Origin of the sequence: Hamadaea sp. (assembly GCF_013362815.1) — a bacterium.
In the GTDB taxonomy this organism is placed as follows: Bacteria; Actinomycetota; Actinomycetes; order Mycobacteriales; family Micromonosporaceae; genus Hamadaea.
On sequence record NZ_JABFVK010000015.1, the window covers coordinates 181,503 to 207,643 of the forward strand.

A 26,141-nucleotide genomic window follows, 5' to 3' on the forward strand; every position below is an offset into this window, starting at 1 on the left:
CGGCAGTCATCGCGCGTGGGTGCCCGGCGGCTGTGCCCGGAAAGATTGCTCTCTCCGTATCCCCTTTTCTACCCCTGTACCGGCCGGTAAGCCAGCGATGCCCTCGATTGTGTGACAGCTGGGACAAATGAGCTAAGCGGCTGCGAGGACCTCGTCGGCGATCTCGGTGAACTGGGCCGCGCCGATCGTGATCGCCGCCGCGTAGTGCTTCAGCCACGACCGCACGCCGTCCACGGTCCCGGTCGCGAAGGCGTGCGCGCTGCCGACGTACTCCGGCTCGCGGTCCCGGTGACCGAGGTCCACGGCGATCAATCCCCGCAGGTCGAAGCCGCTGCCGATCAGGGACGCCCGGGCCGCCGCGCGTGCCACCACGCCGTTGCCCTCGGCGAACGCGTTCAGCGCCAGCAGCTCGCCGTGCACCACCGCGGCGCGGACGATCGGGTCGCCCTGCGCCGCCACGATCAGCTCGCACAGGGTGTTCAGGCGCGCGCTCACCAGCGGATCCGCGACTGGTCGCCCTAATTCGGAATCATCGAGTACGCCGGAAGCAGCGACCGTGTGCATGCGGGCGAGTACCTGGCGAGGCGCTTTGGCGAAGGTCTCCGCCAGCCCCGGCATCTGCTGGGCGATCCGGAGCGCGCCTTGCACCACGGGATCGAGGACGGTGCCGGCCCGCACGTCTTCGACGGCGTACGCATGCCCCGAGAGCGCCGCACTCGCGACGGCGGACCGCAGGCTCACCTCGGCGGCCACCGTCCCGCCTGAGCGGCGGAGCGCGCGGTGCCGTAGCGCGGCGTCGACGGCGTTCCGCGCATCGGCGATCGCCGGTGCGACGTCGGGCAGGTCCAGCAGGGGGGCCAAGGCGTCATCCACGCCCACCAGCGTAGCTACCAGTGAGTAGGCGCTTAATTGGAAGGAACCCTAACTACTCTGCTCCGACATCGGCACGTAACATCAACAGCAGCTTGCGGCCTGAGTCACAGATCTGCCCCACAAACCCCACCCCGAGGAGGCACCCGGGAATGAGCGAAACACTGGAGAACCTGCTTTCCGAGGACCGGCAGTTCCCGCCGCCCGCAGACCTCGCGGCGAACGCGAACGTCACCGCCGCCGCGTACGACGAGGCCGCCGCCGACCGCCTGGAGTTCTGGGCCAAGCAGGCTCGCCGGCTGGACTGGTTCCAGGAGTGGGACCAGATTCTCGACTGGTCCAACCCACCCTTCGCGAAGTGGTTCGTCGGCGGCCGGCTCAACGTCGCGTACAACTGCCTCGACCGGCACCTCGCCGCGGGCAACGGCGACAAGGTCGCGATCCACTGGGAGGGCGAGCCCGGCGACAGCCGGACGCTCACCTACGCCGACCTGCACGCCGAGGTGTGCCGGGCGGCGAACACGCTGACCGAGCTGGGCGTCGAAGCCGGCGACCGAGTCGCGATCTACCTGCCCATGATTCCCGAGGCGGCGGTGGCGATGCTCGCCTGCGCTCGCATCGGCGCGACCCACTCGGTCGTGTTCGGCGGCTTCAGCAAGGACGCGCTGTCGGGCCGTATCCAGGACGCGAGCGCGAAGCTCGTGATCACCGCCGACGGCGGCTTCCGCCGGGGCAACCCGAGCGCTCTCAAGCCGACCGTCGACGAGGCCGTGGCCGAGTGCCCGACCGTCGAGAAGGTGCTGGTCGTCCGGCGTACGGGTCAGGAGGTCGGCTGGACCGAGGGCCGTGACCTGTGGTGGCACGACACCGTGGCGAACGCCTCCGACAAGCACGAGGCGCAGCCGTTCGACGCCGAGCACCCGCTGTTCATCCTCTACACCTCGGGCACGACCGCCAAGCCGAAGGGCATCCTGCACACCACCGGCGGCTACTTGACCCAGGTCGCCTACACCCACCACGCCGTCTTCGACCTCAAGCCGGAGACCGACGTCTACTGGTGCACCGCCGACATCGGCTGGGTGACCGGCCACTCCTACATCGTCTACGGCCCGCTCGCCAACGGCGCCACCCAGGTGATGTACGAGGGCACCCCGGACACCCCGCACCGCGGCCGGTTCTGGGAGGTCGTCGAGAAGTACCGCGTGACGATCCTCTACACCGCGCCCACCGCCATCCGGACCTTCGCCAAGTGGGGCGACGACATCCCGGCTCAGTTCGACCTGTCGTCGCTGCGGCTGCTGGGCAGCGTCGGCGAGCCGATCAACCCCGAGGCGTGGATGTGGTACCGCGAGCACATCGGCGGCGGGCGTACGCCGGTCGTGGACACCTGGTGGCAGACCGAGACCGGCGGCATCATGATCTCGCCGCTGCCGGGCGTCACCAACTGCAAGCCCGGTTCGGCGATGGGCCCGCTGCCCGGCATCTCGGCCAACGTCGTCAACGACGGCGGCCAGATCGTCGGCAACGGCGGCGGCGGTTACCTCGTGCTGAACGAGCCATGGCCGTCGATGCTGCGTACCATCTGGGGCGACGACCAGCGGTTCATCGACACCTACTGGTCGCGCTTCGCGGAGCAGGGCTACTACTTCGCCGGCGACGGCGCGAAGAAGGACTCCGACGGGGCGCTCTGGCTGCTCGGCCGGGTCGACGACGTCATGCTGGTCTCCGGGCACAACATCTCCACCACCGAGGTCGAGTCGGCTCTGGTGTCGCACCCGTCGGTCGCCGAATCGGCGGTCGTCGGCGCGACCGACCCGACCACCGGCCAGGCGGTCGTCGCGTTCGTCATCCTCAAGGGCGGCGCGGAGGCGACTGAGGCGGAGTTGAAGGACCACGTCGCCAAGACGCTCGGCCCGATCTGCAAGCCGCGCCAGATCCAGTTCGTCACCGAACTGCCGAAGACGCGGTCCGGCAAGATCATGCGGCGGCTGCTGCGTGACATCGCCGAGAAGCGCGCTCTCGGTGATGTCACCACGCTCCAGGACGCCGGTGTCATGCAGCTCATCCAGGAAGGTATGAGCACCTCTTCCAGCGAAGACTGAGGTTCACCGACAAAGATCCGGGCGAGGCCGTTTCGGCTTCGCCCGGATTTCTTCGTCCGTCTATCGGCTGTCTCTTGTCACGTCATCCGTGACACGGGCCGTGACGATCATGCGTTCCTTCCACCGAGCGCCTCACCGCGTAGCGCTCTGCGATCGTGGGCTCACTTCATTTCGGCCGCCTACCTTCGGCCGCAGCCCCTACCAGGCTGTCTGTCTACAATGGAGTTTGGAGTGTCATGACTCACCCCACGCATCGCCGACGGCTGCGCGTACTCGCAGCCGTGCCGGCCTTGGCGCTGGCGGCGCTGGGCCTATCCGCCCTGCCCGGATCCGGCGCCACGACCCCGGTCGCCGTCATCGGCGCCGACGAGTACTACCTCAACTACGCCGAGCCCGCGGTACAGCCGGACAACCGGCCGGAGACCCTGGGCAAGAACGGCCTCTGGGGAGGTGCGGGCTCCTCCGCGCTCGAGGTCGACCGCAAGTACTCGGGTGGCAACCCCGTCACCGCCAAGCAGCTGGCCCGGCTCGAGGCCGAGGCCGCGAAGACCGGCAAGAACCCCCGGCAGATCAAGAACGCCAAGGGTACGCAGGTCGCCAAGCTGCTGACGATCCTGATGGAGTTCAACCCGAACGCCAACGACGACTTCACCGGCGTCATGGTCCCGGACAACGTCTTCGACCCGGACGCGTCGACCACCGCCGACGACCGCAAGTGCGTCCTCGGCACGGTGCAAAACGGTCCGCTGCACAACCAGATCGCCAACCCGGCGACGCTGGGCCACACGGACAACAACTCGATGTGGGTGCCGGACTTCTCGTCCGAGCACTACAACAAGATGCTCTACACCACGACGGGCATCACCGACCGCGTACGCACCGACCTGCCCGGTCCCGATGGCCTGCCCGGCGTGGACCTGTCCGGCAAGACGATGCACAACATGTACCTGGAGATGTCCAAGGGCGCGTACACCGTGAATGGCGAGGCTTCGCCGTGGATCACGATGCCGCACTCCGAGGGCTGGTACGCCGCGTCCCGCTGCTCCAAGGACGCCAACGGCAACTGGGTCCTTCCGCGGTCGCAGGCCGGCAACGGTCACCCGACCAACCCGAAGGGCCAGGGTCAGCTCGCGATCGACGCGGTCGCCGCGCTCGCCGCGGCCGACCCGAGCTTCCCGTGGGCCGACTACGACATCGAGGACCAGGCCGACCGCGACGGTGACGGCAACTACTTCGAGCCGGACGGCGTGATCGACCACCTCGTGCTGGTGCACGCCGGCAAGGACAAGTCCGGTGGCGGCGGTGCGCAGGGCATCTACTCGATCTGGGCGCACTCGTCCTCGGTCGCCGGTGGCGCCAGCATCCCCGGCACCGACCTGAAGGTGTCGAACTACATCGTGCAGCCGGAGGACTCCGGCGTCGGCGTCTTCGCCCACGAGTACGGCCACGACCTCGGCCTGCCGGACCTCTACGACACGAGCGGCGCCGCCGACTCCGACGTGGACTTCTGGGACCTGATGTCGTCCGGCTCGCACTCGGGCGCGATCTTCCAGGGCACCCCGACTCACATGGGCATCTGGGACAAGTGGGTGCTCGGCTGGGCCGACCCGCTGGTCATCGCGCCCGGTTCGGACGCCCGCTCGGTGCAGCTCGGCCAGACGTCGCGTACGCCGGTCGGCACCAAGGACGGCATCAAGGTCGACCTGCCGCAGAAGAAGATCTCGCTGGCGATCCCGCACAGCGGAAGCAAGATGTGGTACTCGAACGCCGACCAGAACTGGGCCGACGTGAAGCTGGCCCGGACCGTTCAGGTGCCCGCCGCGGCGGACGCCAAGTTCTGGTTCTACGGCGACTACAGCATCGAGCAGGACTGGGACTACGGCTTCGTCGAGGTCTCGACCGACGGTTCGACCTGGTCGGAGCAGAAGGTCTACGCCGAGAACGGGACCATGGTCTCGACCCCCGACAACTACGGCGACCCCAACGGCCGCATGCGTGACTACGGTGGCAAGAAGTACGGCCTCACCGGTAAGACCAACGGCTGGGCGCACGACTACATCGACCTGTCGGCGTACGCCGGTCAGACGATCCAGGTCCGGCTCCGCTACGCCACCGACGAGGCTTCGCTGGAGAAGGGCTGGTTCGTCGACGACCTGTCGGTGACCGGCGGCGGCGCGACCACGTGGTCGGACGACGCCGAGGCGAACAACGGCTGGACCCAGACCGGTGGCACCTTCGTGGACACCACCGGCGCCGGCTGGATCCTCGACCCCGGTACGCAGTGGCGCAACCAGTACTACCTGGCCGAGTGGCGTAACTTCGACGGCTTCGACGAGGGCCTGAAGTACACCTACGACACGACCTACTCGCGTGACGCGTGGAAGGTCGAGAAGGTCAAGTACAACGCTCCCGGCATGCTCCTCTGGTATCGGGACACCACGTACGGCACCGACAACTGGCCGACCGCCAACATCACGGCGCTGCCGAGCGGTGGTTCGAAGGGCGGTCTGCTGATCGTCGACTCGCACTTCGACCCGCTACGGCGTACGGGAGTGGGGGCGTCGAAGGACACGACGACGCTGAAGAACCTGCCTAGCCGGCCGAACTCGTCCAACGCGGCGTTCACGCTGCAGCCGACGTACCCCTTCAAGGAGTGCATCGAGGACGTCAAGGCACCGTACAGCGAGTACTGCACCGACTTCGGCGCACTTCCGGCCGTGTCGACGTTCAGCGACAGCCGGGGCTGGTACCCGGGCATCGAGATCCGGGGCAGCTCGCTGTTCTACCGCGACGCCGACGCCTCGGTGGTCATCCCGTCGGTGGACAACCAGCTGTACTCGACCCGTGTCGTGGACGCCAACGGCAACCCGTTGCCGCAGTACTACGGCCTGACCGTCGCCGGGAACACCGTTCTCGGCACCGGCAACCCGGGTGACGCCGGTGTCTCGTACGGCGTCACGATCACCATCAAGCGGGTGGCGAAGGACAACTCGTACGCCACCATCTACGTGGTACCCGCACTGAGCTGACGCTCCGCGCACAGGCGGGGCCGGTCCTGACGGACCGGCCCCGCTGCTTTATGCGTACAAGATCAGGAAAAGGGCGAGAAGAGCGAACCGGAGCCGCCCTCGCAAGGCGGACCCGCGATCAGCCGGAGCGTCTTGGCGTCGAGGTCCATCATCGTCGTCCAGATGGTCTCGGAGCGGTCGAGCGGCGCGTCGCGGGCGTCGAGGTGGCGGCAGACCGAGACCGGGAAGCTGTGGTGGTCGCTCAGGGCGGACAGCAGCTCCTTCTCGCCGACCTGGGGGTGGGCCTGGAGCAGCCGCCGGACCCGCGCGGACCGGAACAGCGACGAGCCGCCCCAGTCCTTGATCGTGTCGTAGATCGGCAGCGCGGTCTCGAAGTGGTTGGCGTGGACGAGCAGACCGTCCTGCGGGTGGAGCCAGCCGGAGTCGCCGGGGACCAGCTCGAGATCGATGATCTCGCCGCCGTCCGGGTGGGCCTGGCCGATGAGCAGGTTGATCGAGGCGCTCCGGGGCGCGCGGATCGCGTTGCGCAGAGCCCACGACAGCGAGTCGGCTTCGAGGACCGACCGCAGGAGCACGTGGTACGGGACACCGCCGGGCCGGCCGTCGCGGTCGGAGCCGATGAGGTTGACGCAGACGCCGATGCCCTTGTTGTTCAGGCCGGACTTCGCCAGCATGCCGGCTTCGGTGAGGGTGGCGACCTCGTGGCCGAGCTCGTCCCGGGTGATCAGCAGCAGTGTGTAAGGACGCTGCTCGGGGTGCCAGTCCCAATTCTGGGCGAGCCGGGTGTGCCCGTCGTCGCTGCGTTCGTCGAGTACGCCGATCACGGTGCACTCGCCGGCGTCTCCGGGGGATCCGCAGGTGGGCGTGCCGTAGAGGAGCTCGGAGCGGGCGTTGATGGCGTAGATCAACGCCGGTTCGACGCCGGCGCCCACCGCCACGCCTTCGAGCAGCTGAGCGAGCCGGGGGAACTGCTGCTCGGTGGGGGCGATGTACTTGCGGCCCTCGGCGAGTACGGCGGCCCGGTCGAGCCGGACGGCGGCTTCGAAGCGGATCAGGTACTCGTCGATGTTGGCCCGGATGAGGTCGGCGGCCTGGGCGCCGTACGCCCGGCCCATGTCGGCGGGGGTGCCGCTGACGTCCACGACGAACGGGGGTGTCATGACCCGACCCTATCCTGCGCTCGCAGCCGGTTTTTCCCCGCTTTCTTCCCCGCTGGATCAGGGTTCTGGGCCGAATCACGGGCCATGATTCGGCCTGGAACCCTGATCTGGGCCGAACGGCAGCTAACGGCCGCCGAGGGCCGACACGGGACATATGCTCATGATCGTGACAAGTCAGCGGCGACTGCGACGGCGTACGACTCGCCGGAGTCAGGCGGCGTTCGCCGAGGTCGCCCGCTTCCTCCGGACCGAGCAGATCGGCGGGCTCATCCTGCTCGGGGCGGCGGCCATCGCCCTGATCGTGGCGAACTCGCCGGTGTCTGGGGCGTACGAGCAATTGTCGGAGACCGTCGTCGGCCCGTCGAGCCTCCATCTGAACCTCAGCCTCGAGACCTGGGCCAAGGACGGGCTGCTCACGATCTTCTTCGTGGTCGCCGGGCTGGAGCTGAAGCGGGAACTCGTCGTCGGCGAGCTCCGCGACGTACGCCGGGCGATGCTGCCGATCTTCGGGGCGATCGGCGGCATGGTCGTGCCGGCCGCGATAGCCCTGCTGGTCGCGGTGGGTGCACCGGGTGGGACCGACGCGTGGGCCGTCCCGACCGCGACCGACATCGCCTTCGCGCTCGCCGTCCTCGCGATCGCCGGGTCCGGGCTGCCGCCGTCGCTCCGGGTGTTCCTGCTGTCCCTGGCCATCGTGGACGACCTCGGCGCGATTCTGCTCATCGCGGCGGTGTTCACGGCGACGCTCAACGTGCTGGCCCTGATCGGTGCGGTCGGCGCGATCGCGGCGTACGCCGCCTTGCAGCAGATGCGGTTCACCGGCTGGTGGCTGTACGTCCCGTTGTGCTTCACCGCGTGGGTGCTGCTGCACGCGTCCGGCGTCCACGCCACCCTGGCCGGGGTCGCCATCGGGCTCGCCACCCGGGTCAAACGCGACCCCGGTGAACGGGAGGCTCCGGCGACCTGGCTCGAACACACGCTGCAGCCCATCTCGGCCGGCATCTGCGTACCCGTGTTCGCCTTCTTCGCGGCCGGCATCCCGATCAAGGGCGGCACGCTGACCGGCATCTTCACCGACCGGGCCGCACTCGGCGTCTTCCTCGGCCTGGTCGTGGGCAAGCTCGTCGGCGTGCTGGGCGGCGCGGCCCTGGCCACCCGGCTTCGGTTGGCCGAGCTGCCCAAGGGGCTGCAATGGCGCGATCTCGTCGCCGTCGCCGCCCTCACCGGCTGCGGCTTCACCGTCAGCCTCCTGATCGCCGAACTCGCCTTCCCCGAGGGCGACCAACGCAACCGGATCAAGATGGCGGTGCTGGCCGGATCGCTGGTGGCGGCCCTGCTCGGCGCGGCCGGCCTGCGCAGACGCGTGCGTTCACAGCTCGAAGGTTAAGCTTGCCGCCGTGGACAGCGATCAGCGGCGCATCATCGACGAGGCCTGCGTACTCGTCGAAGGGCCGTGGACGCATCGTTTCGTGCACGCCAACGGCTCCCGCTTCCACGTGGTCGAGGCCGGCACCGGCCCGCTGGTCCTGCTCCTGCACGGCTTCCCGGAGTTCTGGTGGGGCTGGCACGAGCAGCTCGTCGCGCTGGCCGACGCCGGCTATCGCGCGGTCGCGATCGACCTGCGCGGCTACGGGGCGACCGACAAACCGCCCCGCGGCTACGACGGCTTCACCCTCGCCGCCGATGTCATGGGCCTGATCCGCGCTCTCGGTGAAAGAGACGCCGCGCTGGTCGGCGCGGGTGCGGGCGGCATGATCGCGTGGACCACCGCGGCGTTCCACCCGCGCATGGTGCGCCGGCTCGTCGTGCTCGGGGCCGCGCATCCACTGCGGCTACGCTCGGCCATCCTCACCGACCTGCGCGGACAGACCTCGGCGTCCGCGCAGCTCCTGCGCTTCCAGCTGCCCCGCTACGAACATCAGCTCACGCGGGACGGCGCCGCCGCGATCGGCTCACTGCTCGACGCTTGGACCGGGCCGTCCTTCCGGCAAACCAAGGGGTACGCCGAAATCCGCGAACGTTATTGCGAGGCGATGCGTATCCCGCAGGCGATGTTCTGCGCGCTGGAGGCGTACCGGTGGGCGTTCCGCTCGGTGCTGCGCTGGCATGGTTACCGGTTCACCCGGCAGCTTCGGGAACCGATCGTCACGCCGACCCTGCAACTTCACGGCGGGCTCGACACCGCCGCTCTCCCGTCCACCGCACAGGGCTCGGGGCGCTACGTCCTGGCCGAGTACGAATGGCGGTTGCTGGACGGCATCGGCCACTTCCCCCATCTGGAAGCGGCGGAGACGGTCACCGGCGAGATCCTGCGCTGGATCAAGGGTTAGACGCGTACTTCCCGGAGGTCGGCGACGTCGGCGGCCGGTGCCCAGCCCTGGTAGACGCCGTAGTCGAACTCCTCCAGCCCGAGGTCACGGGCCACCGGAGCCTTCCCGCCCGTGTACTCGACCCGGAACCACTTCTCATGACGGCCGAGGACGATGAACGGCTCACCCCGCCAGGTGCAGGCGGTGCGTACGTAGCAGAAGTCGTCGACCTGGGCGATCGGGAGCACCCGGACGTAGCGGCCAGGGCGTACCTCCTCGAACCCGTCGGCCGGTTCGGGCAGGTAAATCCGCACGTCGTCGCCGTCGGGGCTGGCCTCGTACTCCATGCCGCGCCACCGGGCGATGTAGCCGTCGCGAACGGTCATGATTCCTCTTCCTCGCCGACCAGTTCGCCTTCGACCGTGCCCTCGACGGTGCCTTCGACCGACGGTCGGCCCTCGCCGCCGCCGATCTCCGGGGTCGGAGCGGGCTTACGCGGATACTCCCCCACTCGCAGCCAGCGCGGCCCGTCGGCGTCCAGGACGGCGATGATCTCTTCTACGCCATCTGCTCCCAGCCGCAGCAGGCGTGCCCCATGTGGCAGCCGAGCACTGTCCACCTTGAACTCCGCGATGACGGTGCTGGACTCGCCGGGGGCGAACCCGTTGCCGCGGAACGGCGGGCGCTCGATGACCCAGCCCTCCATCGCCTTCATCGCGGCCTCGGTCTGCCCGCCATACGGAATGCGATAGAGGCTGGGCCGGTACGCCGACCAGCGCAGGATGAAGACCTCGTCGGCCTCCTCCTCGAACGGCGTACCCTGCCAGGTCAGCCCGAGTGCCTGCCGCATCTGGTCCGGCGTCTTGAGCTGGCCGACCTCGTGCGCCCGATGCACGAAGCCGGACACCCGGTCGTAGCCGCGTTCGAGGTAGAAGCCGATCTGGCTGGGCGAGATGGGCTTCTGCATCACGGTCGGCGGAGCCGCCTTGGGCGAGACCGCCGGCACCGACGAGCGGATCTCCGACGTCTCCTCGCTCGACAGACCCATCCGGCCGGCCCAGTTGGCCAGCGTCACGACTTGGTCGCCGGGCAGCGTCGCGCCGACCGGCGTACCGGGGTTGACGGCGAACGACCAGGTCTCGTCCGGCCAGGAGCTGATCAGCTGGATGAAGCGCACCCGTACGCACTGCCCGGCCTGCCCGCCGGCCCGCTCGGTCGAGGTGAAGACCACGACATAGGGCTGCCCGTCGATCTGCTGGGTCTGCCAGCCGAAGTTCGGGTCACTGGGGCGCAACACGTGGCTGGCGCTCGGCGCGACCGGGACGAGCACCTGGGCCAGCAGGAGCGTCGAGAGGAAGAGGTCGGTGTTGTCCACCTCGGCGGCGTCGAAGAGCTGCCGCTCGACCTCGTTCGCCGGGATGAAGGCGTCGGCGTGCCGTCCACCGGCCGGTCGGCCGGCTGATTCCAGTTCGAGCAGCGGCGTACCGGTGGACTGTCGCGGCTCGGCCTTCGGTGGTGGGCCTACGGGCGGAGGCACTGCCGCCGGTGGTGGTGGTGGTGGCATGGGCGGCTGGTTCACCGCTGGAGGTGTGCTGGGGGCGTACCCGGTCGCTCCGGCCTGCGCTCGGGCCAGCGCCTCCAGCCGCTCGGCCCGCGATCGCGGCTGAGCGCCGTTGCGCGTACCGGGGTCCATCGCGGGCGGACGGCTCTCGCGCATCGCGCCGGGCGGCGGCAGCCGAGGCGGTTCGGGGCGGCTCAGTTCGGCCCGGATCTGCTGGGCCAGCTGCGCGATGAACCACGCCGGGAGATAGCCCTCGATCGGGAGCCCCGGGTTCACCGCCAGCCACCACTCGTGGTTGGGCCACTGTTCGGCCAGCCGCAGATACGGCACCGTACGCGCCGAGCCGGCGTTCTGCGCCAGGCAGGCGTACATCGCCTCGTAGGAGGTGAACGCGAGCACGTGCGTACGCCGATCTGCGGTCCAGGTGCCCCACCCCCCGGTGCCCTGAGCCGTGCCCTCCGGCGGCACCGGAAGAAGCAGTTCCAGCTGGGAAAGGATGTGGAAGTAGCGATCCTGATCCCCGGCACGCAGCGCATCACGCAAGGCGGCCTCGGCCTGCGTGCTCGGCTGCCACTCGGCCAAGGTTTCCCTCCCATGGTTCCGGTGCGCTATCGCGTAGCTACCCCGCGCCTATACAACCTAACAAGTAGCGACCTCGCTGCGGGATATCCACCGGTCTTCTTACCGGCATCCCTTCTGCCGAGCCGCGGCCGAAGCGGCGCTTGCGATAGCATCGGCCCCGGATTTGGGGGAGGCGATCGATGAGGTTGCGCACTATCGCGACGGTGTCGCTACTGGGTGCCGCCATGGTCGTGGCGCCGGCCGCGCCCGCGTTGGCGAACTGCGGAGGCGTCAACACGTCCCAGGCACCCGTCACGGAACCGCCCAAGGACGACGGCGGCAACTGGATGCTGGCCCGGTTCGGGCTCGGGCGGCTGCCCGGGACGTCCGACGGCCGTGGCGTCACCGTGGCGGTGCTGGACTCCGGCGTACAGGCCTCGCATCCCGCGCTCAAAGGCCAGGTGCTCAGCAACGGCCGGGACTTCCTCGAAAGCGGCGGAGCGACGAAGGGCACCGAAGACTGCCGCGGGCACGGCACGGCGGTCGCGTCGCTCATCGCCGGTAACGCCCGGGCGGGCTTCCGGGGGATCGCCCCGGGCGCGTCGATCCTGCCCATCCGGGTCAACGAGACCGTCGGCGGCAACAACGACAACGGCCGGAAGACCGACGACGGCAAGATCGCCGCTGCCATCGACTACGCGGTGGCCGAAGGCGCCGACGTCATCAACATCTCGTTCGCGTACCTGAACGGCGAGGCGAAGCCGGACAAGCACAAGGTCTTCGCGGACGCCGTTCAGCGGGCGCTGGACCAGAACGTGGTCGTCGTCGCCGCGGTCGGCAACGACAAAACGGCCACGGACAGCTTTCCGGCGAACCTACCGGGAGTCCTCGGAGTCGGTGCGATCTCCCGGAACGGCCTGCTCTGGGAGAACTCCACCAAGGGATCGTTCGTCGACGTCACGGCTCCGGGAGGCGGCATTCTGACCGCCTGGACTCCGGGCATCTACACCGAGGTGGTGGGCACGAGCTTCGCCGCTCCGGTCGTCGCCGGCGCGGTCGCACTGCTCAAGCAGGCGCACCCGAAGTGGACCGCCAGCCAGATCGTGAACCAGATCCAGGCGACGGCCGACCCTTCGCCCGGTGGCAAGAACTCGAAGTCCTATGGGGCCGGCGTGGTCGATCCGGTTCGGGCGGTCACCGAGCTGCCGGGGTTCGGAGCGGCGTACAAGAACCCGCCGATGCCGCTGAAGAGCGAGGACCCGCAGATCGTGGCGGCCAAGGAGCGGGCGGCCGACCGCAAGGCACTGGCGTTGTGGCTGGCCCTGGGCGGCGTCGCGCTGACCGTCATCATCCTGCTCAGCTCGTCGATCGTGTTCAACGGCTCGCGGCGGCGGTGGCGTCCGGCCGAGTGACAGCTTCGCTCCGCCGGACGATAGAGACTGTCGAAAGTAGGCACAATTCGTGTCGACTGTCCAGGTGGGACAGATCACACGCAGTGCCATCGGCGGCGAGCGCAAATGCCAAACGGCGGCAAGGACCTTGGTGGTCCTTGCCGCCGTTTCGGTTCGAGGCTCAGCCGTCGAGCCGTCGAAGAAGCTCAGCCGGCGAAGAGGCCGGTGTTCTTCTTCTCGGTCGAGTGGTAGTGCGACGCCGACTCCTCGAGCGCTCCCTTGATGTCCTGGAGCATCTGCGAGAGGTCGCGCGAAGCCGCCCGCCACTGCGCCTGACGACGCGAGTAGGCCTCCTGCGCGTCACCTTCCCACGTGTGCACAAGCTTCGAGGCGTCGGACTCGAGCGTGTCGAGCGAGCCGTTGAGCTTGGCGATCGCGGAACCGATGTCACCGGCCGCCTGCTGCATCGAGGCGAAATTTACGACAAGGCTGTCGTCGGACATTTCTGAACCTCCCCAGGTCAGAGCGACAGGTTGATGCCGCCGCGGTTGACGTTGTTCATCCGGCTCGACGACTCCGAGTCGGTGTTCGCGTAGCTCTTGCCGGAGTCGCGAATCGCGCTCGCCGTCTCGAGCAGCGCCTGCTGCAGCTTGGCCTGGTCCTGGTTCCACTGCTCCTTGACCTGCTGGAACGACCGGCCACCGGCGCCCTGCCAACCCTTTTGGAGAATCTCCAGGTTGCCCATCAGCGTCCGCAGCATGCTCTGAAGCTCATTGTTGGTGGCCTCGAACTTGCTGGCAGTCGTCTCCATGAACGCGGTTTGTGCTGCCGTCTGGGACATGTGTCACCCCGCTCCCTGTCTAAAAATACGGGTCCCCACCGTCGACCTTTCGTCCGATCGACGCACTGCGCAGAACGGTAGCCGTCTCCAACAAGCGACGCCACCCCCTGTGGATAACTCCATCAACTGAGCTGAACAGCACGTCAGCCCAGAGTCACCGGCGTGGACGCCGCCGTCTTGCTGAGTTCCGGGCCCTGCGGCAGCAAGGCGACGAGGCTCACCGGCATCTTCGAAGTCGTCACCCCGGTGAATCCCAACGGAGCCAACGCTCCCTCGTCACCGAGCGGGAACTGCTGGCCCGCGTCGGTCACCAGGCTCACGACGCCGCTGGACGTCTTAGCCACTGTGTAACCCTCGACCAGTACGCCGCGGCCGCCCTGCACGGAGACGTAGTCAGCCAGCGGAGCGCTCGTCTTGGCGCTCTTGCCCGCCGTACGCATCAAGCCCTCGACCGGCGGCACGGGAACCCCGTACCGGACGGAGGTGAAGCCGGAGTCGTCCGCAGCGGTGGCGCACATCGCGGCGTCGCCTCGGTCGATGCCCTTGACCGGCTTGGCCGGCGGCGCGCCGTCGCCCTGCGGGACAAGACTCTTGCCGAGGTTCTTCGGCAGCTCCTGGATGGTCGGCGGGGACACCAGCGGCGCGATCAGCGCGGCCTGCACCTGTGTGATCTCCTGCAGGTTGTCCTTGGACACCACGAAGTACCGGTCGCTCGCCGTACCGGGGAAGCGGAGCACGTCGCCGACCAGGTAAGAGCCGACGCCGGACGGGTCACGGGGCGTACCGGACACGGCGGGGGCCTGGATCGGATCGCCCTGCTGGAACGCGTTGAGGAAAGCCCGGTCCACCTTCGGCAACTGCTTCGGGTCCTGGTTGATGCCGAGCGCCGACAACGCCTCTGCGCTGACGTTCTTGACGAGAAAGCGACGTTGCCGCCAGATCAGCCAGGCGTCGTCGTCCCCCGGTACGCTCACCGCCATCCCGGTCTCCTCGGTCAGCGCAGTGCCGCCGTCGGCCACGCCGAGCAGGTTCCCGACGGCCAGCAGCGACCGCTGCCCGGACTCGTCGGGCGCCGCGTCCGCCACGGGCAGGGTGCATACCGTCCACGTGCTGTTGACGAGGCGGTCGGCGGTCGGCACCGAATCCGGCGCGTCCGGGATGCCGACCATCGGCCCGCGCGGCACGGTCGCCAGAGACTTCGCGCTGACCTCGATGACCGACCGGCTGTTGCCGCCCGCGTACAACAGGGCCGAGGCGAGGTTCAGGGTCGGGTGCAGCACGCCGTCGCGCAGGACGTAGTGCGCGCCGGTGCCCTTCTCCTGCAGAACGGCGCCGTCCTTCTGCTTCCACGAATCGGACGCGCCCCCGGTGAACAGGGCGTACACCCCGAATCCGGCGATCAGCACGACACCAATCATCAAGCTGGCGAATCCGGCGACCGTCACTCTGCGGAACGGGAACTGCGCCGGGTCGGTCTCCCGCATCACCAGCGCCGACACGACGCGCTGGACGGAGAACTGATACGAATGCAGCTGATCCTGCCTCGACGGCATCGTCCCTCCCCAAGTGACGTGAGCCCGTCCTGCAGTCCGACGGGGTGAACTTCCGGCGGCTCACGCGAAGCGTTCGCCCGTTAGGATAGGCGGCCGGAGGAACATGCCGCCGACCCACCTCGATGCGTCGGCGACGATCACCCGCCGACCGGTCCGGCCGGGGCGGGCGAACCAGGGGAGGCGAACCGGATGACGGTCGGCGTGGTGCATTCACCGACGTCCCTTCAGCCGACGGTTACCGGGGGCCAGCGACGGCGTGGCAATCCCAACCGTGTCCACAGTGGTCAAATCGTGGCCACCGAGCTGGCCGTGGCGCTGCTTCTCGGCGGGCTGATCTGGGGCGTGCTCGCCACCGTCGGCCTGGCCGTGGTCGCGGCCGCCCTCATCGTGCTGGCCTGGGCCCGGCTGCGCGGCCGGTGGCTGTTCCAGTGGATGCGCATCTGGCTGAGTTACCGCACGCACCGCCGCAGCCTCGCGCCCGGCTCCGACGCCGCCGCGCTCCTGCAGTTCATCCGGCCGGGCGCGCTCGTCGATATGATGGAGCTCGACGGTGAGCCGGGCGCGGTGATCTCCTACGACGAGGGGCTCACCGCCGTCCTGGAGATCGGCGACGACACCCTGCTGCCGAGCGGCCTGCTCTCGGTGCCCTCGCCCGCCGGGCTGCTGCCGCCGCCCGCGCCGAACACGCCGCGCTTCCGCGTACAGCTCGTCTACGCTTCCGTCCCGGTCAGTGGGCCGGGTGCGCCCGCCCAGGCGTACCGGCAACTCACCGAAGGCCGGCTGCCCGCCTCGGAGCGCCTGCTCGTCGCGGTGCACGTGCCGTCGGCCGAAGGCTGGGAGGAAGCCGACCTGCGGCGTGCGCTCAGCGGGGCGATTCGGAAGGTACGCCGCAAGCTGGACACCATCCCGAGCCGGATCCTCGACGACGACGCCGCTCTGCGTGCCGTGCTGGAGCTGGCCGCGCACGACGGAGCCAACCCGGTTCGGGAGGCGTGGTCGGGCGTCACCGCCGGTGGTCTGCTGCACGCCTGCTACCGCGTACGCCGCTGGCCCGATCTGCGTACCGAGGCCGCCCGCGATCTCGTCCCGCGGCTGATGGCGATTCCGGCCCGGGCGGTGACGGTCAGCCTGACCGCCGGGCCGTGGACCGCCGGTGAGGCCGCCGAGATGCGTACCGACCTGGTGGTGCGGGTGACCGCCGCCGACGCGGCCGGACTGGCGCAGGCCGACACCGCGCTGCATCGCGCGCTGGGGGCCGACCGGGCCGCCGCGCACCGCCTCGACGGCGAGCACCTCGAAGGGCTCTGCGATTCGTTGCCGCTGGGCGGCTCGGCTCCGGCGGACATGCCGACCGAGATCGAGCACGGCATCTCCCGGGCGGCCGTCCCGCTCACCGCCATGCGTACGCCGATCGGCTCGGCCGGTCTGATGATCGGGCCCAACCGGCGTCGTGAGCCGGTGTCGATCCGCATCTTCCGTCCGCTGGCCACCCGCGCGATGCTCGTCGGCGGCATTCAGTCGGCTCAGCTGCTCACGCTCCGGGCCTTGGCGCTCGGCGCCCGAGTCGTGGTGCAGACGGCCCGCCCGCCGGCCTGGGAGCGGTTCTTCCGCAATCTGGGCGGCCCCAACGACTCCCTCGCCATCGTCGCCCCCGGGCAGCCGCTCGCGGTGCCCCCGGCGACTCAGCTGCGGCCGCTGATGATGGTCGTCGACGTCGGCCCGGTGGGCGCGGACCGGTCCGCCGGTCACCCGTGGCAGACGACTCTCGTCGTCCGGGAGGATCTGTCCCCTGTGGACATCGACGCCCTCGGCCACGTCGACCTCGCGTTGCTGCAGCCCACGACGGCCGACGCGGCTGCGCTCGCGGTCTCCGTCCTGGGTCTCAGCGACAATCAGCGCGAGGCGCTCAGCCGCCCGGTGCCCGGACTGATCGGCGTGGTGCATCGCCGTTCGGTGCGGTGGGCCTCGCTCGGAACCGCGCCGATGGAGCAGCAGTTGTTGAACTGAGCCAGTTTGCCGCGAACTTGGGTATCGCCGGTTGTGCGGGCTTATGGCACGATGCGCGGATGGGCATCCTCCTCCGGCTCGGTGTCAGCGCCGTCGCACTGTGGATCGCGACGCTTCTCGTCAGCGGCATCAAGCTCGACACCGACTCCGTCCTCGGGCAGATCGGCACGCTCCTCGCGGTCGCCGCGATCTTCGGCGTGATCAACGCGGTGCTGCGGCCGATCATCAAGACCGTGGGCTGTGCTTTCTACGTATTCACCCTCGGCCTGATCGCGCTCGTCGTCAACGGCCTGCTGTTCCTGCTCACCAGCTGGATCGCACAGCAGCTCGGACTGCCGTTCAAGGTCGAGGGCGTGTGGTCGGCCATCCTCGGCGCGCTGATCGTCGGGCTCATCAGCTGGGCCATCAACCTCGCGATCCCGGACAAGAAAGACTGACAATCCCCTGGTGATCATCGCGTACGCAACGGGCTTAGGGTTGGCCTCGTGAACGAAGTCCGGCGCGGCTACCTCCTCGGCCTCGGGGCGTACGTGATGTGGGGGTTCTTCCCCCTTTACTTCAAGCACCTCCAGGCGGCCGGGGCGGTGGAGATCCTCGCCCATCGTGTGGTGTGGTCCCTGGCGACCGTGGCGATCATCATCACGGTCCTGCGTCGCTGGCGGGCGGTCGCTGCGCTCCGGCGTGAGCCGAAGCGGCTGGCGGCGATGGCGCTCGCGGCCGTGCTCATCGGCCTCAACTGGGGCACCTACATCTACGGCGTCAACAGCTCACGGGTGGTGGAGACGGCACTGGGGTACTTCATCACCCCGCTGGTCGTCATCATGCTCGGCGTCGGCGTACTGCACGAGCGCCTGCGACGTGGGCAGTGGCTCGCGGTGGCGGTCGGGGTGATCTCCGTCGTCGTGCTCACCGTCGACTACGGCCGGCTTCCCTGGATCGCCTTGACGCTGGCTTGTTCGTTCGGCCTCTACGGACTGGTCAAGAAGCGGGTGGGACTACCGCCCGCTGACGGCCTGCTGCTGGAGTCGGCAACCCTCGCGCTGCCCGCGTTGATCTACCTCGCGACGCTGCGGCACGGCTCGTTCGGGACTGCCGGTGGCGTACACACGTTCCTGCTCGTGTTCTCGGGTCTCGCCACGGTGGTTCCGCTGCTGCTGTTCGCCGGAGCGGCCAACCGGATTCCCTTGTACGGCATCGGAATGCTCCAGTACGTCGGCCCGATCATCCAATTCGGACTGGGTGTCTTCTGGTTCCACGAGCCGATGCCGACCGCCCGCTGGATCGGTTTCGCCCTGGTCTGGCTCGCGCTGGGCATCTTCACCTTCGACAGCTTCGCGCAGCTGAGCCGCCAACGATCCCTCGCGCTGCAAGCCCAACAGGGACCTGCCTAACCGGCTATTCGCACCAAACCGCGCGGCGGTCGACCCTCTCCTCTCATTGGGGCGTCGACTGCCACGCGGGTTTCCGCCTATTGTGGAAGACCGGAAGCCGATGTCACCGAACGTGATTGAGGAGCGGCCATGCGTGAGCCCCGGGCGGAACCTCCGAACCTCGTACAGAGCGTCTCCCGGGCACTTCGGATCCTCGAGGCGGTCGGACGAGAACCGAACGGGCTGTCGGTCAAACAGATCGCCAGTCGCTGCGACATGAGCGCCACCAGTGCGTACCACCTGGTCCGGACGCTGCACTACGAGGGATATCTGACCCGGCTCTCCGACGGGGCGTACACGACGGGGTTGGAGGTCGCCGACCGCTTCCGGGAGCTGGTGAACGCCTTCCGTGGGCCGAGCGCCGTCGGCGAGGTGCTCCGGCGGGCCGCCTGGGAGTCCGGGTACAGCCATTTCCTGGGCAGTTTCGTCGACAAGCGGATCGTGATCACCGCCGTCGCCGAGGGCCGCAACTCCCCCTACGTCGAGGATCTGGTCCCCGGCTTCGACGAGGGCGCGCACGCGACCGCACTGGGCAAATCTCTGCTCAACACGCTCAACCCAGTGCAGCGCCGCCGTTACCTGGAGTTGTCCGGACTCCGAAGATTCACCCGCAACACCCTGGTCTCGGTGCCGACGCTGGAAGCCGACCTCGCCCGGGGAGAGCGGCTCGGCATGCAGATCGAGATCGCGCAGTACCGGCCGGAAATGGCCTGTGGCTCCGTGCTCATCCGTACGCATCGCGACGAGCATCAGCGGTATGTGATCGCGTGTGCGACTCCCGCCGCCGACCTGCAGAAGAAGGCGGCGCTGGTCCGGACCCGCTTGCAGCAGACCGCCCAGCACCTGCGGGAGGCGCTCGCTCAGACGGGAGCGCCGACCCCGATCACCTTCTGACGCCGGTCAGTTGCTGCGGTCCGCCACGGCGTCGCACAATGCGGCCAAGGCCGCCCGCGCGGGCACGTCCGGTAGCGCCGTCAAGGCGTCGCGCGCTCTTTCTGCGTACCCGTGGACTGTCTGTCGGGCGCGCTTGAGCGCGGCCGAGTCGCGCAGCAGACCGAGCGCCTCCGCGTGGATCGCGTCGTCCGTGAGCGGGCCGAGGGCGAGAATCTCGCGGAGCCGCTGAGCGTCGGGCGAGGCGTCGTCGTCTGCGAGCGCGTAGAGGACGGGCAGCGTGGGCACGCCCTCGCGCAGGTCCGTGCCCGGCGTCTTGCCGGACTGCGCGGACTCGCTCGCGATGTCGAGCAGGTCGTCGGAGAGCTGGAAGGCGATGCCGATGGTCTCGCCGTACTCGCTCAGCGCGCCGAGCAGCGGCTCCTCGACCCCGGACACCATCGCGCCGAGCCGGCTCGAGGTCGCGATCAACGAACCGGTCTTCTCCGCCAGTACGCGCAGATGGTGGTCGATCGGGTCGGCGTCGCGCGGGCCGATGGTCTCGGCGATCTGGCCGTGCACGAGCCGGGCGAAGGTCTGCGCCTGGAGCTTGACCGCCTCGGTGCCCAAGTTGGCCGCGAGTTCGGCCGCGCGCGCGAACAGATAGTCGCCGACCAGGATGGCCAGCGAGTTGCCCCAGCGGGCATTGGCGCTCGGCGCGCTCCGCCGCAGCTTCGCCTCGTCCATCACGTCGTCGTGATACAGCGTCGCGAGATGCGTGAGCTCCATGACCGCCCCGGCGTCGGCGATCCGGTCCGGATCGGGCTTGCCGAAGTAGCCGGTCAGGATGACCAGGAGCGGCCGGAACCGCTTTCCCCCGGCGTCGAGCAGGTGCCGGGCCGCCTCCGCCACGAACGGGTCGGCACTGTCCACCGCCTCGACGATGCGATCCTCCACCCGCACGAGCGAAGCGGTGACCTCCGACTCCAACTCGGAGTCGGGGATGCCGAGCCCCGTACGTCCACCAGCCGTGTTCACCACGTCCCCCACCCTGTCATATCCCCGTCCCCGGTCCAGCATGCCCCCGCCCGTACGCGTCCGCCCCCGGGCGTGATCAGTCGATCATCCCTGGGGGCGGACGCGTATCGCGGGTCAGCTCGCCGCTGAGTGTGCTCAGCGGACGAAACTCGCGGCGTTGGTGGTCAGTTCGATGAGCGGTTGCGGAACCACACCGGCCGCGATGGTGATCACCACGCCGATGACGAGCGCGGCCGCCGTCAGAGCGCCCGGGATCGACACCGACGGTGTGGACTCCCCGGGCTCGGAGAGCCACATCATCACCACCACGCGCAGGTACGGGAACGCGAGGATCATGCTGCTCACCACACCGACGATGATCAGCCACGACTGGTCGCCGCCGCCGGCCGCCGAGAACACCGCGAACTTCGCCGTGAAGCCGCTGGTCAGCGGGATGCCGGCGAAGGACAGCAGGATCACGGTGAAGACCGTGGCGTAGAACGGCGACCGCCGGCCCAGTCCGGCCCAGCGCGACAGGTGCGTCGCCTCCCCGTCGGCGTCCCGGACCAGGGTCACGACGGCGAACGCCGCGATCACCGTGAACCCGTACGCGACGAGGTAGAACATGACGCTCGACAGCCCGTCCTTGTCGCTGCCCATCACGCCGACCAGCAGGTACCCGGCGTTGGCGATCGCCGAGTACGCCAGGAGCCGCTTGATGTCGGTCTGCGTGACCGCCAGGATCGCCCCCACGATCATGGTGAGCGCCGCGACGGCCGACACCACCGGGGCGTACTGCCACTCGACGCGGTCGAAGCCGACGTAGAGCACCCGCAGCAGACCGCCGAAGGCGGCGACCTTGGTGCAGGCCGCCATCAGGGCGGTGATCGGCGTCGGGGCGCCCTGGTAGACGTCCGGCGTCCAGACGTGGAACGGCGCAGCCGCGGCCTTGAAGAGCAGACCGATGGAGAGCAGCGCAAGCCCGGCGTACAGGAGGACGCCGGGGTTCTTGCCCTCCTGGGCGGCCGCGTGGATCTGGGCGAAGCCCACGCCACCGGCGTACCCGTAGAGGAGCGCCAAGCCGAACAGGAAGAACGCCGAGGCGTACGCCCCGAGCAGGAAGTACTTGAGCGCGGCTTCCTGCGACAGCAGCCGCCGGCGGCGGGCCAGCGCGCAGAGCAGGTAGAGCGGCAGCGAGAACACTTCCAGCGCGATGAACATCGTCAGCAGGTCGTTGGCCGCGACGAAGAGCATCATCCCGGACAGCGAGAACAGCGCCAGCGGGAAAGTCTCGGTCGCCCCGCTCGCGTTCTTGGCCTGCTGCTGGTCGGCCTCGGAGCCGACGGTGATCGCGGCCTGGGCGACGAACGGGCCGCCGCGCTCCAGGCTGCGCTCACCGATGAGCAGCAGCGCCACCGCGCCGAGCACGACGATCGCGCCCTGGAGGAACAGCGCCGCCTTGTCCACCGCGACCGCGCCCCCGGCGGTGACCGCGTTCTCGGCGGTCACCTTGCCGATCCGGGCGATGATCGCGAAAAACGCGGCGACCAGGCCGACCAGTGCCACGACGAGCTGTACGCCGTAGCGCCCCTTCTGCGGCACGAAGGCGTCGACGAGGATCCCGACGCACGCCGCGCCGAACAGGATCAGCATCGGCGCCAGTGCCGCGTAGTTCAGGTGCGGCAGAGTGAGGTTGTCCATTACTTGCCCGCCTCAGTCGTGGAGTGGGTCGGTGCTGGGTCTTGCACGCCGAGGTCCTGCTGCAGCGTGACCGACACCGCGGGGTTGATCACGTCGAGGACCGGCTTCGGGTAGAAGCCGAGAAGCAGCAGCAGCGCGATCAACGGCGCCACGACCAGGATCTCCCGCTTCGAGATGTCCTTACGCAGTCCGCTGACCTCGGTCAGCTTCGGGTTGAGCGTGCCCTGCATGGTCCGCTGGAACATCCAGAGCACGTACGCCGCCGCGAGGATGATGCCGACGGTGGCGATCACGGCCGCCGTCTTGTTGACCGTGAACGTGCCGATCAGCACCAGGAACTCGGAGACGAAAGGGGCCAGCCCGGGCAGGGCCAGCGAGGCCATCCCCGCGAAGAAGAAGACCCCCGCGAGCGCCGGAACCAGCTTGCCCGCCCCGCCGAAGTCGCTGATCGCGGCGCTGCCGCGCCGGGAGACCAGCATGCCGACGACGAGGAAGAGCAGGCCGGTGGCGAGCCCGTGGTTGAGCATGTAAAGCACTGCTCCGGTGGCCGCCTGCGTGGTGAAGGCGAAGATGCCCACCCCGATGAAGCCGAAGTGCGCGATCGACGTGTACGCCACCAGCCGCTTCAGGTCGTTCTGGCCGACCGCCAGCAGTGCGGCGTACAGGATGCCGGCGACCGAGAGCGTGATCGCCAGCGGCGCGAAGTACTTCGACGCCTCCGGGAACAGCGTCAGGCAGTACCGCAGGATGCCGAACGTCCCGACCTTGTCCATGACGCCGACCAGCAGCGCGGCGACCCCGGCGGGGGCGGCCCCACCGGCATCCGGCAGCCAGGTGTGGAACGGGAAGAACGGGGCCTTGATCGCGAAGGCGAGGAAGAACCCGAGGAACATCCAGCGGCCGGCACCCCGGGAGAACTCCACGCTCGTGAGCGTCTGCCAGTCGAAGGTGTGCCCGCCCAGCACCCACAGCCCGATGACGGCGGCCAGCATGAACAGGCCGCCGACGAGGGAGTAGAGGAAGAACTTCACCGCCGCGTACTGCCGCTGCTTCTGCGGCACGTCCGCGCCGTAGGAGCCGATCAGGAAGTACATCGGGACCAGCATGATCTCGAAGAACACGTAGAAGAGCAGGACGTCGGTGGCGGCGAAGACGCCGATCATCGAGCCCTCGAGGAACAGCAGCAGCGCGAAGAACGCCGGGACCGAGCGGCGGCTGTCCTGCTCCGCGTGGTTCCAGCTGGCGATGATCACCAGCGGCACCAGCAGGGCGATCAGGCCGAGCATCACCAGGGCGATGCCGTCCGCGCCGAAGCTGAAGCGGGCACCCCAGGACGGGATCCAGGTGTAGCTCTCGGTCAGCTGCAGACGGTCGCCGCCCGGCTGGAACTTGAACCAGGCCACCACCGCGACGACGAGGACGGCCAGCGACACGACCAGCGCGATCAGCTTCGCCAAGGCACCGCGGCTACGCGGCAGGCAAGCTACCGCGATCGCACCGGCCAGCGGTGCCGCCGTCATGATCGACAGGTACATCAGAACCTCGCCATCAGAGCGTGACCATCAAGAACGCGCCCACGATCACGAGCGCGCCGGTGAGCATGGACAGCGCGTAGGAGCGCACGAAACCGTTCTGGAGCCGCCGCAGCCGGCCCGAACCGCCGCCGGCCAGCGCCGCCAGGCCGTTCACCAGGCCGTCCACGCCACGGTTGTCGAGGAAGACCAGGCCCCGGGTGAGCCAGCGGCCGGGCTTCTCGAAGACCGCCACGTTGAAGGCGTCCGCGTACAGGTTGTTCCGGGCGGCGGTGACGACCGGGCCCGCGGGCTGCTCGACCAGCGCGGTGCCCCGGCGGAACAACAGGTACGCGAAGCCGGCGCCGATGACGGTGAAGGCCACCGAGAGCAGTGCACCCTCGGTCGCGTTGATCCGGTGGACCTCATCCTCGACGCCCTCCGGGTTGAGCACCGGAGTGAGCCAGTCGAGGACGCTGGTCTTCATCAGGAAACCGGCCACGATGGAGCCGATCGCCAGGAAGATGAGCGGGATCGTCATGATCGCCGGCGACTCATGCGGGTGCTCAATGTCCTCAGTCCAGCGCTTCGGCCCGTGGAAGGTGAGTACGAACAATCGAGTCATGTAGAACGCCGTCAGACCAGCGCCCAGCAGCGCCGCGCCGCCGTAGAGCCAGCCCGTCCACCCGGGACGGTTGAACGCCGCCTCGATGATCGGGTCCTTGGTGAAGAAGCCGGACAGCGGCGGAATGCCGATGATCGCCAGCCAGCCCATCATGAAGGTCAGCCAGGTGATCCGCATGTACTTGGCCAGCCCGCCGAACCGGCGGATGTCGGTCTGGTCGTTCATCCCGTGCATGACCGAACCCGCGCCGAGGAACATGTTGGCCTTGAAGAAGCCGTGCGCGAGCAGGTGGATGATGGCCAGGGCGTACGCCGCGCCACCGAGTCCGACGCCGAGGAACATGTAGCCGATCTGGCTGACCGTCGACCACGCCAGTACGCGCTTGATGTCGTCCTTGGCGCAGCCGATGATGCAGCCGATCAGCAGCGTCAGCGCACCGACGCTCACGACCACCGTCTGGAGCGTGTGGTTGGCCGAGAAGATCGGGTTGGACCGCGCGATCAGGTAAACACCGGCGGTCACCATCGTCGCGGCGTGAATGAGGGCGGAGACCGGGGTCGGGCCTTCCATCGCGTCCGGGAGCCAGGACTGCAGCGGGAACTGACCGGACTTGCCGGTCGCGCCCAACAAGAGCAGCAGGCCCATCATCAGAACCGTGCCGGCGGCCAGCCCGCCCACACCCGCGAAGACCTTGTCGTAGTCGGTCGTCCCGAGGGTGAGGAACATCAGGAAGATGCCGAGGGCGAAGCCCGCGTCACCGACCCGGTTCATCAGGAAGGCCTTCTTGCCGGCGGTCGCCGCGGAGTTCCGGTTGTACCAGAACGAGATCAGCAGGTACGACGCCAGACCGACGCCCTCCCAGCCGAGGTAGAGCATCACGTAGTTGTTGCCCAACACCAGGAGGAGCATCGCCGCGACGAACAGGTTGAAGTACCCGAAGAAGCGGCGGCGTCCCTCGTCGTGCGCCATGTAGCCCACGGCGTACAAGTGGATGAGCGATCCCACGCCGGTGATCAGCAGCACGAAGACCGCGGACAGCGGGTCGAAGAGGAGACCGAACCCGACGTCGAGCTTGCCCGACTGGATGAAGTCCCATAGGTGGACCTGAACCGAGCGGTCGTCGGACGGCAGGTCGGCGAGGCGGATGAAAGCGATCAGGCCGAGCACGAACGACGTCGCCGTCGCGATTACGCCGAGCCAGTGTCCCCACTTGTTGGTCAGCTTGCCCGACAGCAGCAGGAATGCCGCGCTGGCCGCCGGGATCGCCACCACCAGGGTGATCAGTGTCTGCATTGCGACCTCAGTACTTCAGCAAGTTCGCGTCATCGACGCTGGCGGAGCGTCGCGTGCGGAAGATGGCCATGATGATGGCGAGGCCGACCACGACCTCGGCCGCGGCGATGACCATGGAGAAGAACGCCATGATCTGGCCGTCCAGCGAGCCGTTGATCCGGCTGAAGGTCACCAGCGCGAGGTTGCCCGCGTTCAGCATCAGCTCGATGCACATGAACAGGACGATCGCGTTCCGGCGGATGAGCACGCCCACCGCGCCGATGGTGAACAACGCCGCCGCGAGCACGATGTACCACATCGGAGTCATCTA

21 protein-coding genes are annotated in these 26,141 nt (G+C 68.7%); 9 read left to right on the forward strand and 12 right to left on the reverse strand.

All coding sequences use genetic code 11. From position 1 onward, the window contains the following. Positions 1–132 precede the first annotated feature (132 nt). Positions 133–873, reverse strand: a complete 741-nt coding sequence (locus tag HOV77_RS09415; protein WP_290860357.1) for a Fic family protein — start codon at positions 871–873, stop codon at positions 133–135. 149 nt (positions 874–1,022) lie between these two features. Between HOV77_RS09415 and acs the strand changes: the two genes are divergently transcribed. Continuing rightward, positions 1,023–2,972 carry an acetate--CoA ligase gene (gene acs, locus HOV77_RS09420; RefSeq protein WP_290860360.1) on the forward strand — a complete coding sequence of 650 codons (1,950 nt, stop codon included), beginning with the start codon at positions 1,023–1,025 and terminating at the stop codon, positions 2,970–2,972. A 236-nt stretch (positions 2,973–3,208) separates the two neighbouring features. Next, entirely contained in the window at positions 3,209–6,001 is a 2,793-nt protein-coding gene (locus HOV77_RS09425; protein WP_290860362.1) for a M6 family metalloprotease domain-containing protein, read from the forward strand. 62 nt (positions 6,002–6,063) lie between these two features. Here HOV77_RS09425 and HOV77_RS09430 read toward each other — a convergent pair whose 3' ends face one another. Beyond that, a complete protein-coding gene (locus HOV77_RS09430) occupies positions 6,064–7,161 on the reverse strand; it encodes a C45 family peptidase (RefSeq protein WP_290860364.1) in 1,098 nt (365 codons plus the stop codon). 166 nt (positions 7,162–7,327) lie between these two features. Between HOV77_RS09430 and nhaA the strand changes: the two genes are divergently transcribed. Together nhaA and HOV77_RS09440 are read left to right on the forward strand one after the other, a co-directional pair. Then, entirely contained in the window at positions 7,328–8,548 is a 1,221-nt protein-coding gene (gene nhaA / locus HOV77_RS09435) for a Na+/H+ antiporter NhaA (protein ID WP_290860366.1), read from the forward strand. Positions 8,549–8,558: 10 nt separating this feature from the next. After that, a complete protein-coding gene (locus tag HOV77_RS09440; RefSeq protein WP_290860368.1) occupies positions 8,559–9,491 on the forward strand; it encodes an alpha/beta hydrolase in 933 nt (310 codons plus the stop codon). Here HOV77_RS09440 and HOV77_RS09445 read toward each other — a convergent pair. Then, the gene (locus HOV77_RS09445; protein ID WP_290860370.1) at positions 9,488–9,856 is read right to left on the reverse strand and encodes a hypothetical protein; all 369 of its coding nucleotides are present in this window, start codon (positions 9,854–9,856) and stop codon (positions 9,488–9,490) included. The two genes, HOV77_RS09440 and HOV77_RS09445, sit on opposite strands and share 4 nt — an antisense overlap. After that, positions 9,853–11,613 carry an SseB family protein gene (locus tag HOV77_RS09450; protein ID WP_290860372.1) on the reverse strand — a complete coding sequence of 587 codons (1,761 nt, stop codon included), beginning with the start codon at positions 11,611–11,613 and terminating at the stop codon, positions 9,853–9,855. Before HOV77_RS09450 ends, HOV77_RS09445 begins: the two co-directional genes overlap by 4 nt. A gap of 179 nt (positions 11,614–11,792) precedes the next feature. On the opposite strand from HOV77_RS09450, the gene mycP reads away from it, so the two are divergent. After that, positions 11,793–13,004, forward strand: coding sequence for a type VII secretion-associated serine protease mycosin (gene mycP, locus HOV77_RS09455; RefSeq protein WP_290860374.1), 1,212 nt, complete (start codon positions 11,793–11,795; stop codon positions 13,002–13,004). Between the two features lie 185 nt (positions 13,005–13,189). Here the strand turns inward: mycP and HOV77_RS09460 are convergent, their stop codons facing one another. The 3 genes from HOV77_RS09460 to eccB all read right to left on the reverse strand — a co-directional run bounded on the left by HOV77_RS09460 (position 13,190) and on the right by eccB (position 15,377). Next, the gene (locus tag HOV77_RS09460) at positions 13,190–13,486 is read right to left on the reverse strand and encodes a WXG100 family type VII secretion target (RefSeq protein ID WP_290860376.1); all 297 of its coding nucleotides are present in this window, start codon (positions 13,484–13,486) and stop codon (positions 13,190–13,192) included. A 17-nt stretch (positions 13,487–13,503) separates the two neighbouring features. Then, positions 13,504–13,824, reverse strand: coding sequence for a WXG100 family type VII secretion target (locus HOV77_RS09465; RefSeq protein WP_290860378.1), 321 nt, complete (start codon positions 13,822–13,824; stop codon positions 13,504–13,506). A 143-nt stretch (positions 13,825–13,967) separates the two neighbouring features. After that, positions 13,968–15,377: a type VII secretion protein EccB gene (gene eccB, locus HOV77_RS09470; protein WP_290860380.1), complete on the reverse strand. Its 1,410-nt coding sequence runs from the start codon at positions 15,375–15,377 to the stop codon at positions 13,968–13,970. 291 nt (positions 15,378–15,668) lie between these two features. Between eccB and eccE the strand changes: the two genes are divergently transcribed. The 4 genes from eccE to HOV77_RS09490 all read left to right on the forward strand — a co-directional run bounded on the left by eccE (position 15,669) and on the right by HOV77_RS09490 (position 19,708). Next, positions 15,669–17,384, forward strand: a complete 1,716-nt coding sequence (gene eccE / locus HOV77_RS09475; protein WP_290860382.1) for a type VII secretion protein EccE — start codon at positions 15,669–15,671, stop codon at positions 17,382–17,384. A gap of 59 nt (positions 17,385–17,443) precedes the next feature. Beyond that, a complete protein-coding gene (locus HOV77_RS09480; RefSeq protein WP_290860385.1) occupies positions 17,444–17,821 on the forward strand; it encodes a phage holin family protein in 378 nt (125 codons plus the stop codon). A gap of 48 nt (positions 17,822–17,869) precedes the next feature. After that, a complete protein-coding gene (rarD, locus tag HOV77_RS09485) occupies positions 17,870–18,775 on the forward strand; it encodes an EamA family transporter RarD (RefSeq protein ID WP_290860387.1) in 906 nt (301 codons plus the stop codon). Positions 18,776–18,904: 129 nt separating this feature from the next. Then, positions 18,905–19,708 (forward strand): helix-turn-helix domain-containing protein, encoded by an 804-nt coding sequence (locus HOV77_RS09490; protein WP_290860389.1) that lies wholly within the window; start codon positions 18,905–18,907, stop codon positions 19,706–19,708. Between the two features lie 6 nt (positions 19,709–19,714). On the opposite strand, the gene HOV77_RS09495 is transcribed toward HOV77_RS09490, so the two are convergent. The 5 genes from HOV77_RS09495 to nuoK all read right to left on the reverse strand — a co-directional run bounded on the left by HOV77_RS09495 (position 19,715) and on the right by nuoK (position 26,138). Further along, entirely contained in the window at positions 19,715–20,674 is a 960-nt protein-coding gene (locus HOV77_RS09495) for a polyprenyl synthetase family protein (RefSeq protein WP_290860607.1), read from the reverse strand. Between the two features lie 183 nt (positions 20,675–20,857). After that, positions 20,858–22,402 carry an NADH-quinone oxidoreductase subunit NuoN gene (nuoN, locus tag HOV77_RS09500; RefSeq protein ID WP_290860392.1) on the reverse strand — a complete coding sequence of 515 codons (1,545 nt, stop codon included), beginning with the start codon at positions 22,400–22,402 and terminating at the stop codon, positions 20,858–20,860. Next, on the reverse strand, positions 22,402–23,937 hold the full coding sequence (locus HOV77_RS09505; protein ID WP_290860394.1) for an NADH-quinone oxidoreductase subunit M: 1,536 nt from the start codon (positions 23,935–23,937) through the stop codon (positions 22,402–22,404). The genes nuoN and HOV77_RS09505 overlap by 1 nt, the downstream gene beginning before the upstream one ends. Positions 23,938–23,950: 13 nt before the next feature. Further along, positions 23,951–25,831: an NADH-quinone oxidoreductase subunit L gene (nuoL, locus tag HOV77_RS09510; protein ID WP_290860396.1), complete on the reverse strand. Its 1,881-nt coding sequence runs from the start codon at positions 25,829–25,831 to the stop codon at positions 23,951–23,953. Between the two features lie 7 nt (positions 25,832–25,838). Further along, positions 25,839–26,138 (reverse strand): NADH-quinone oxidoreductase subunit NuoK, encoded by a 300-nt coding sequence (nuoK, locus tag HOV77_RS09515; protein WP_290860397.1) that lies wholly within the window; start codon positions 26,136–26,138, stop codon positions 25,839–25,841. Between the last annotated feature and the right edge of the window lie 3 nt (positions 26,139–26,141).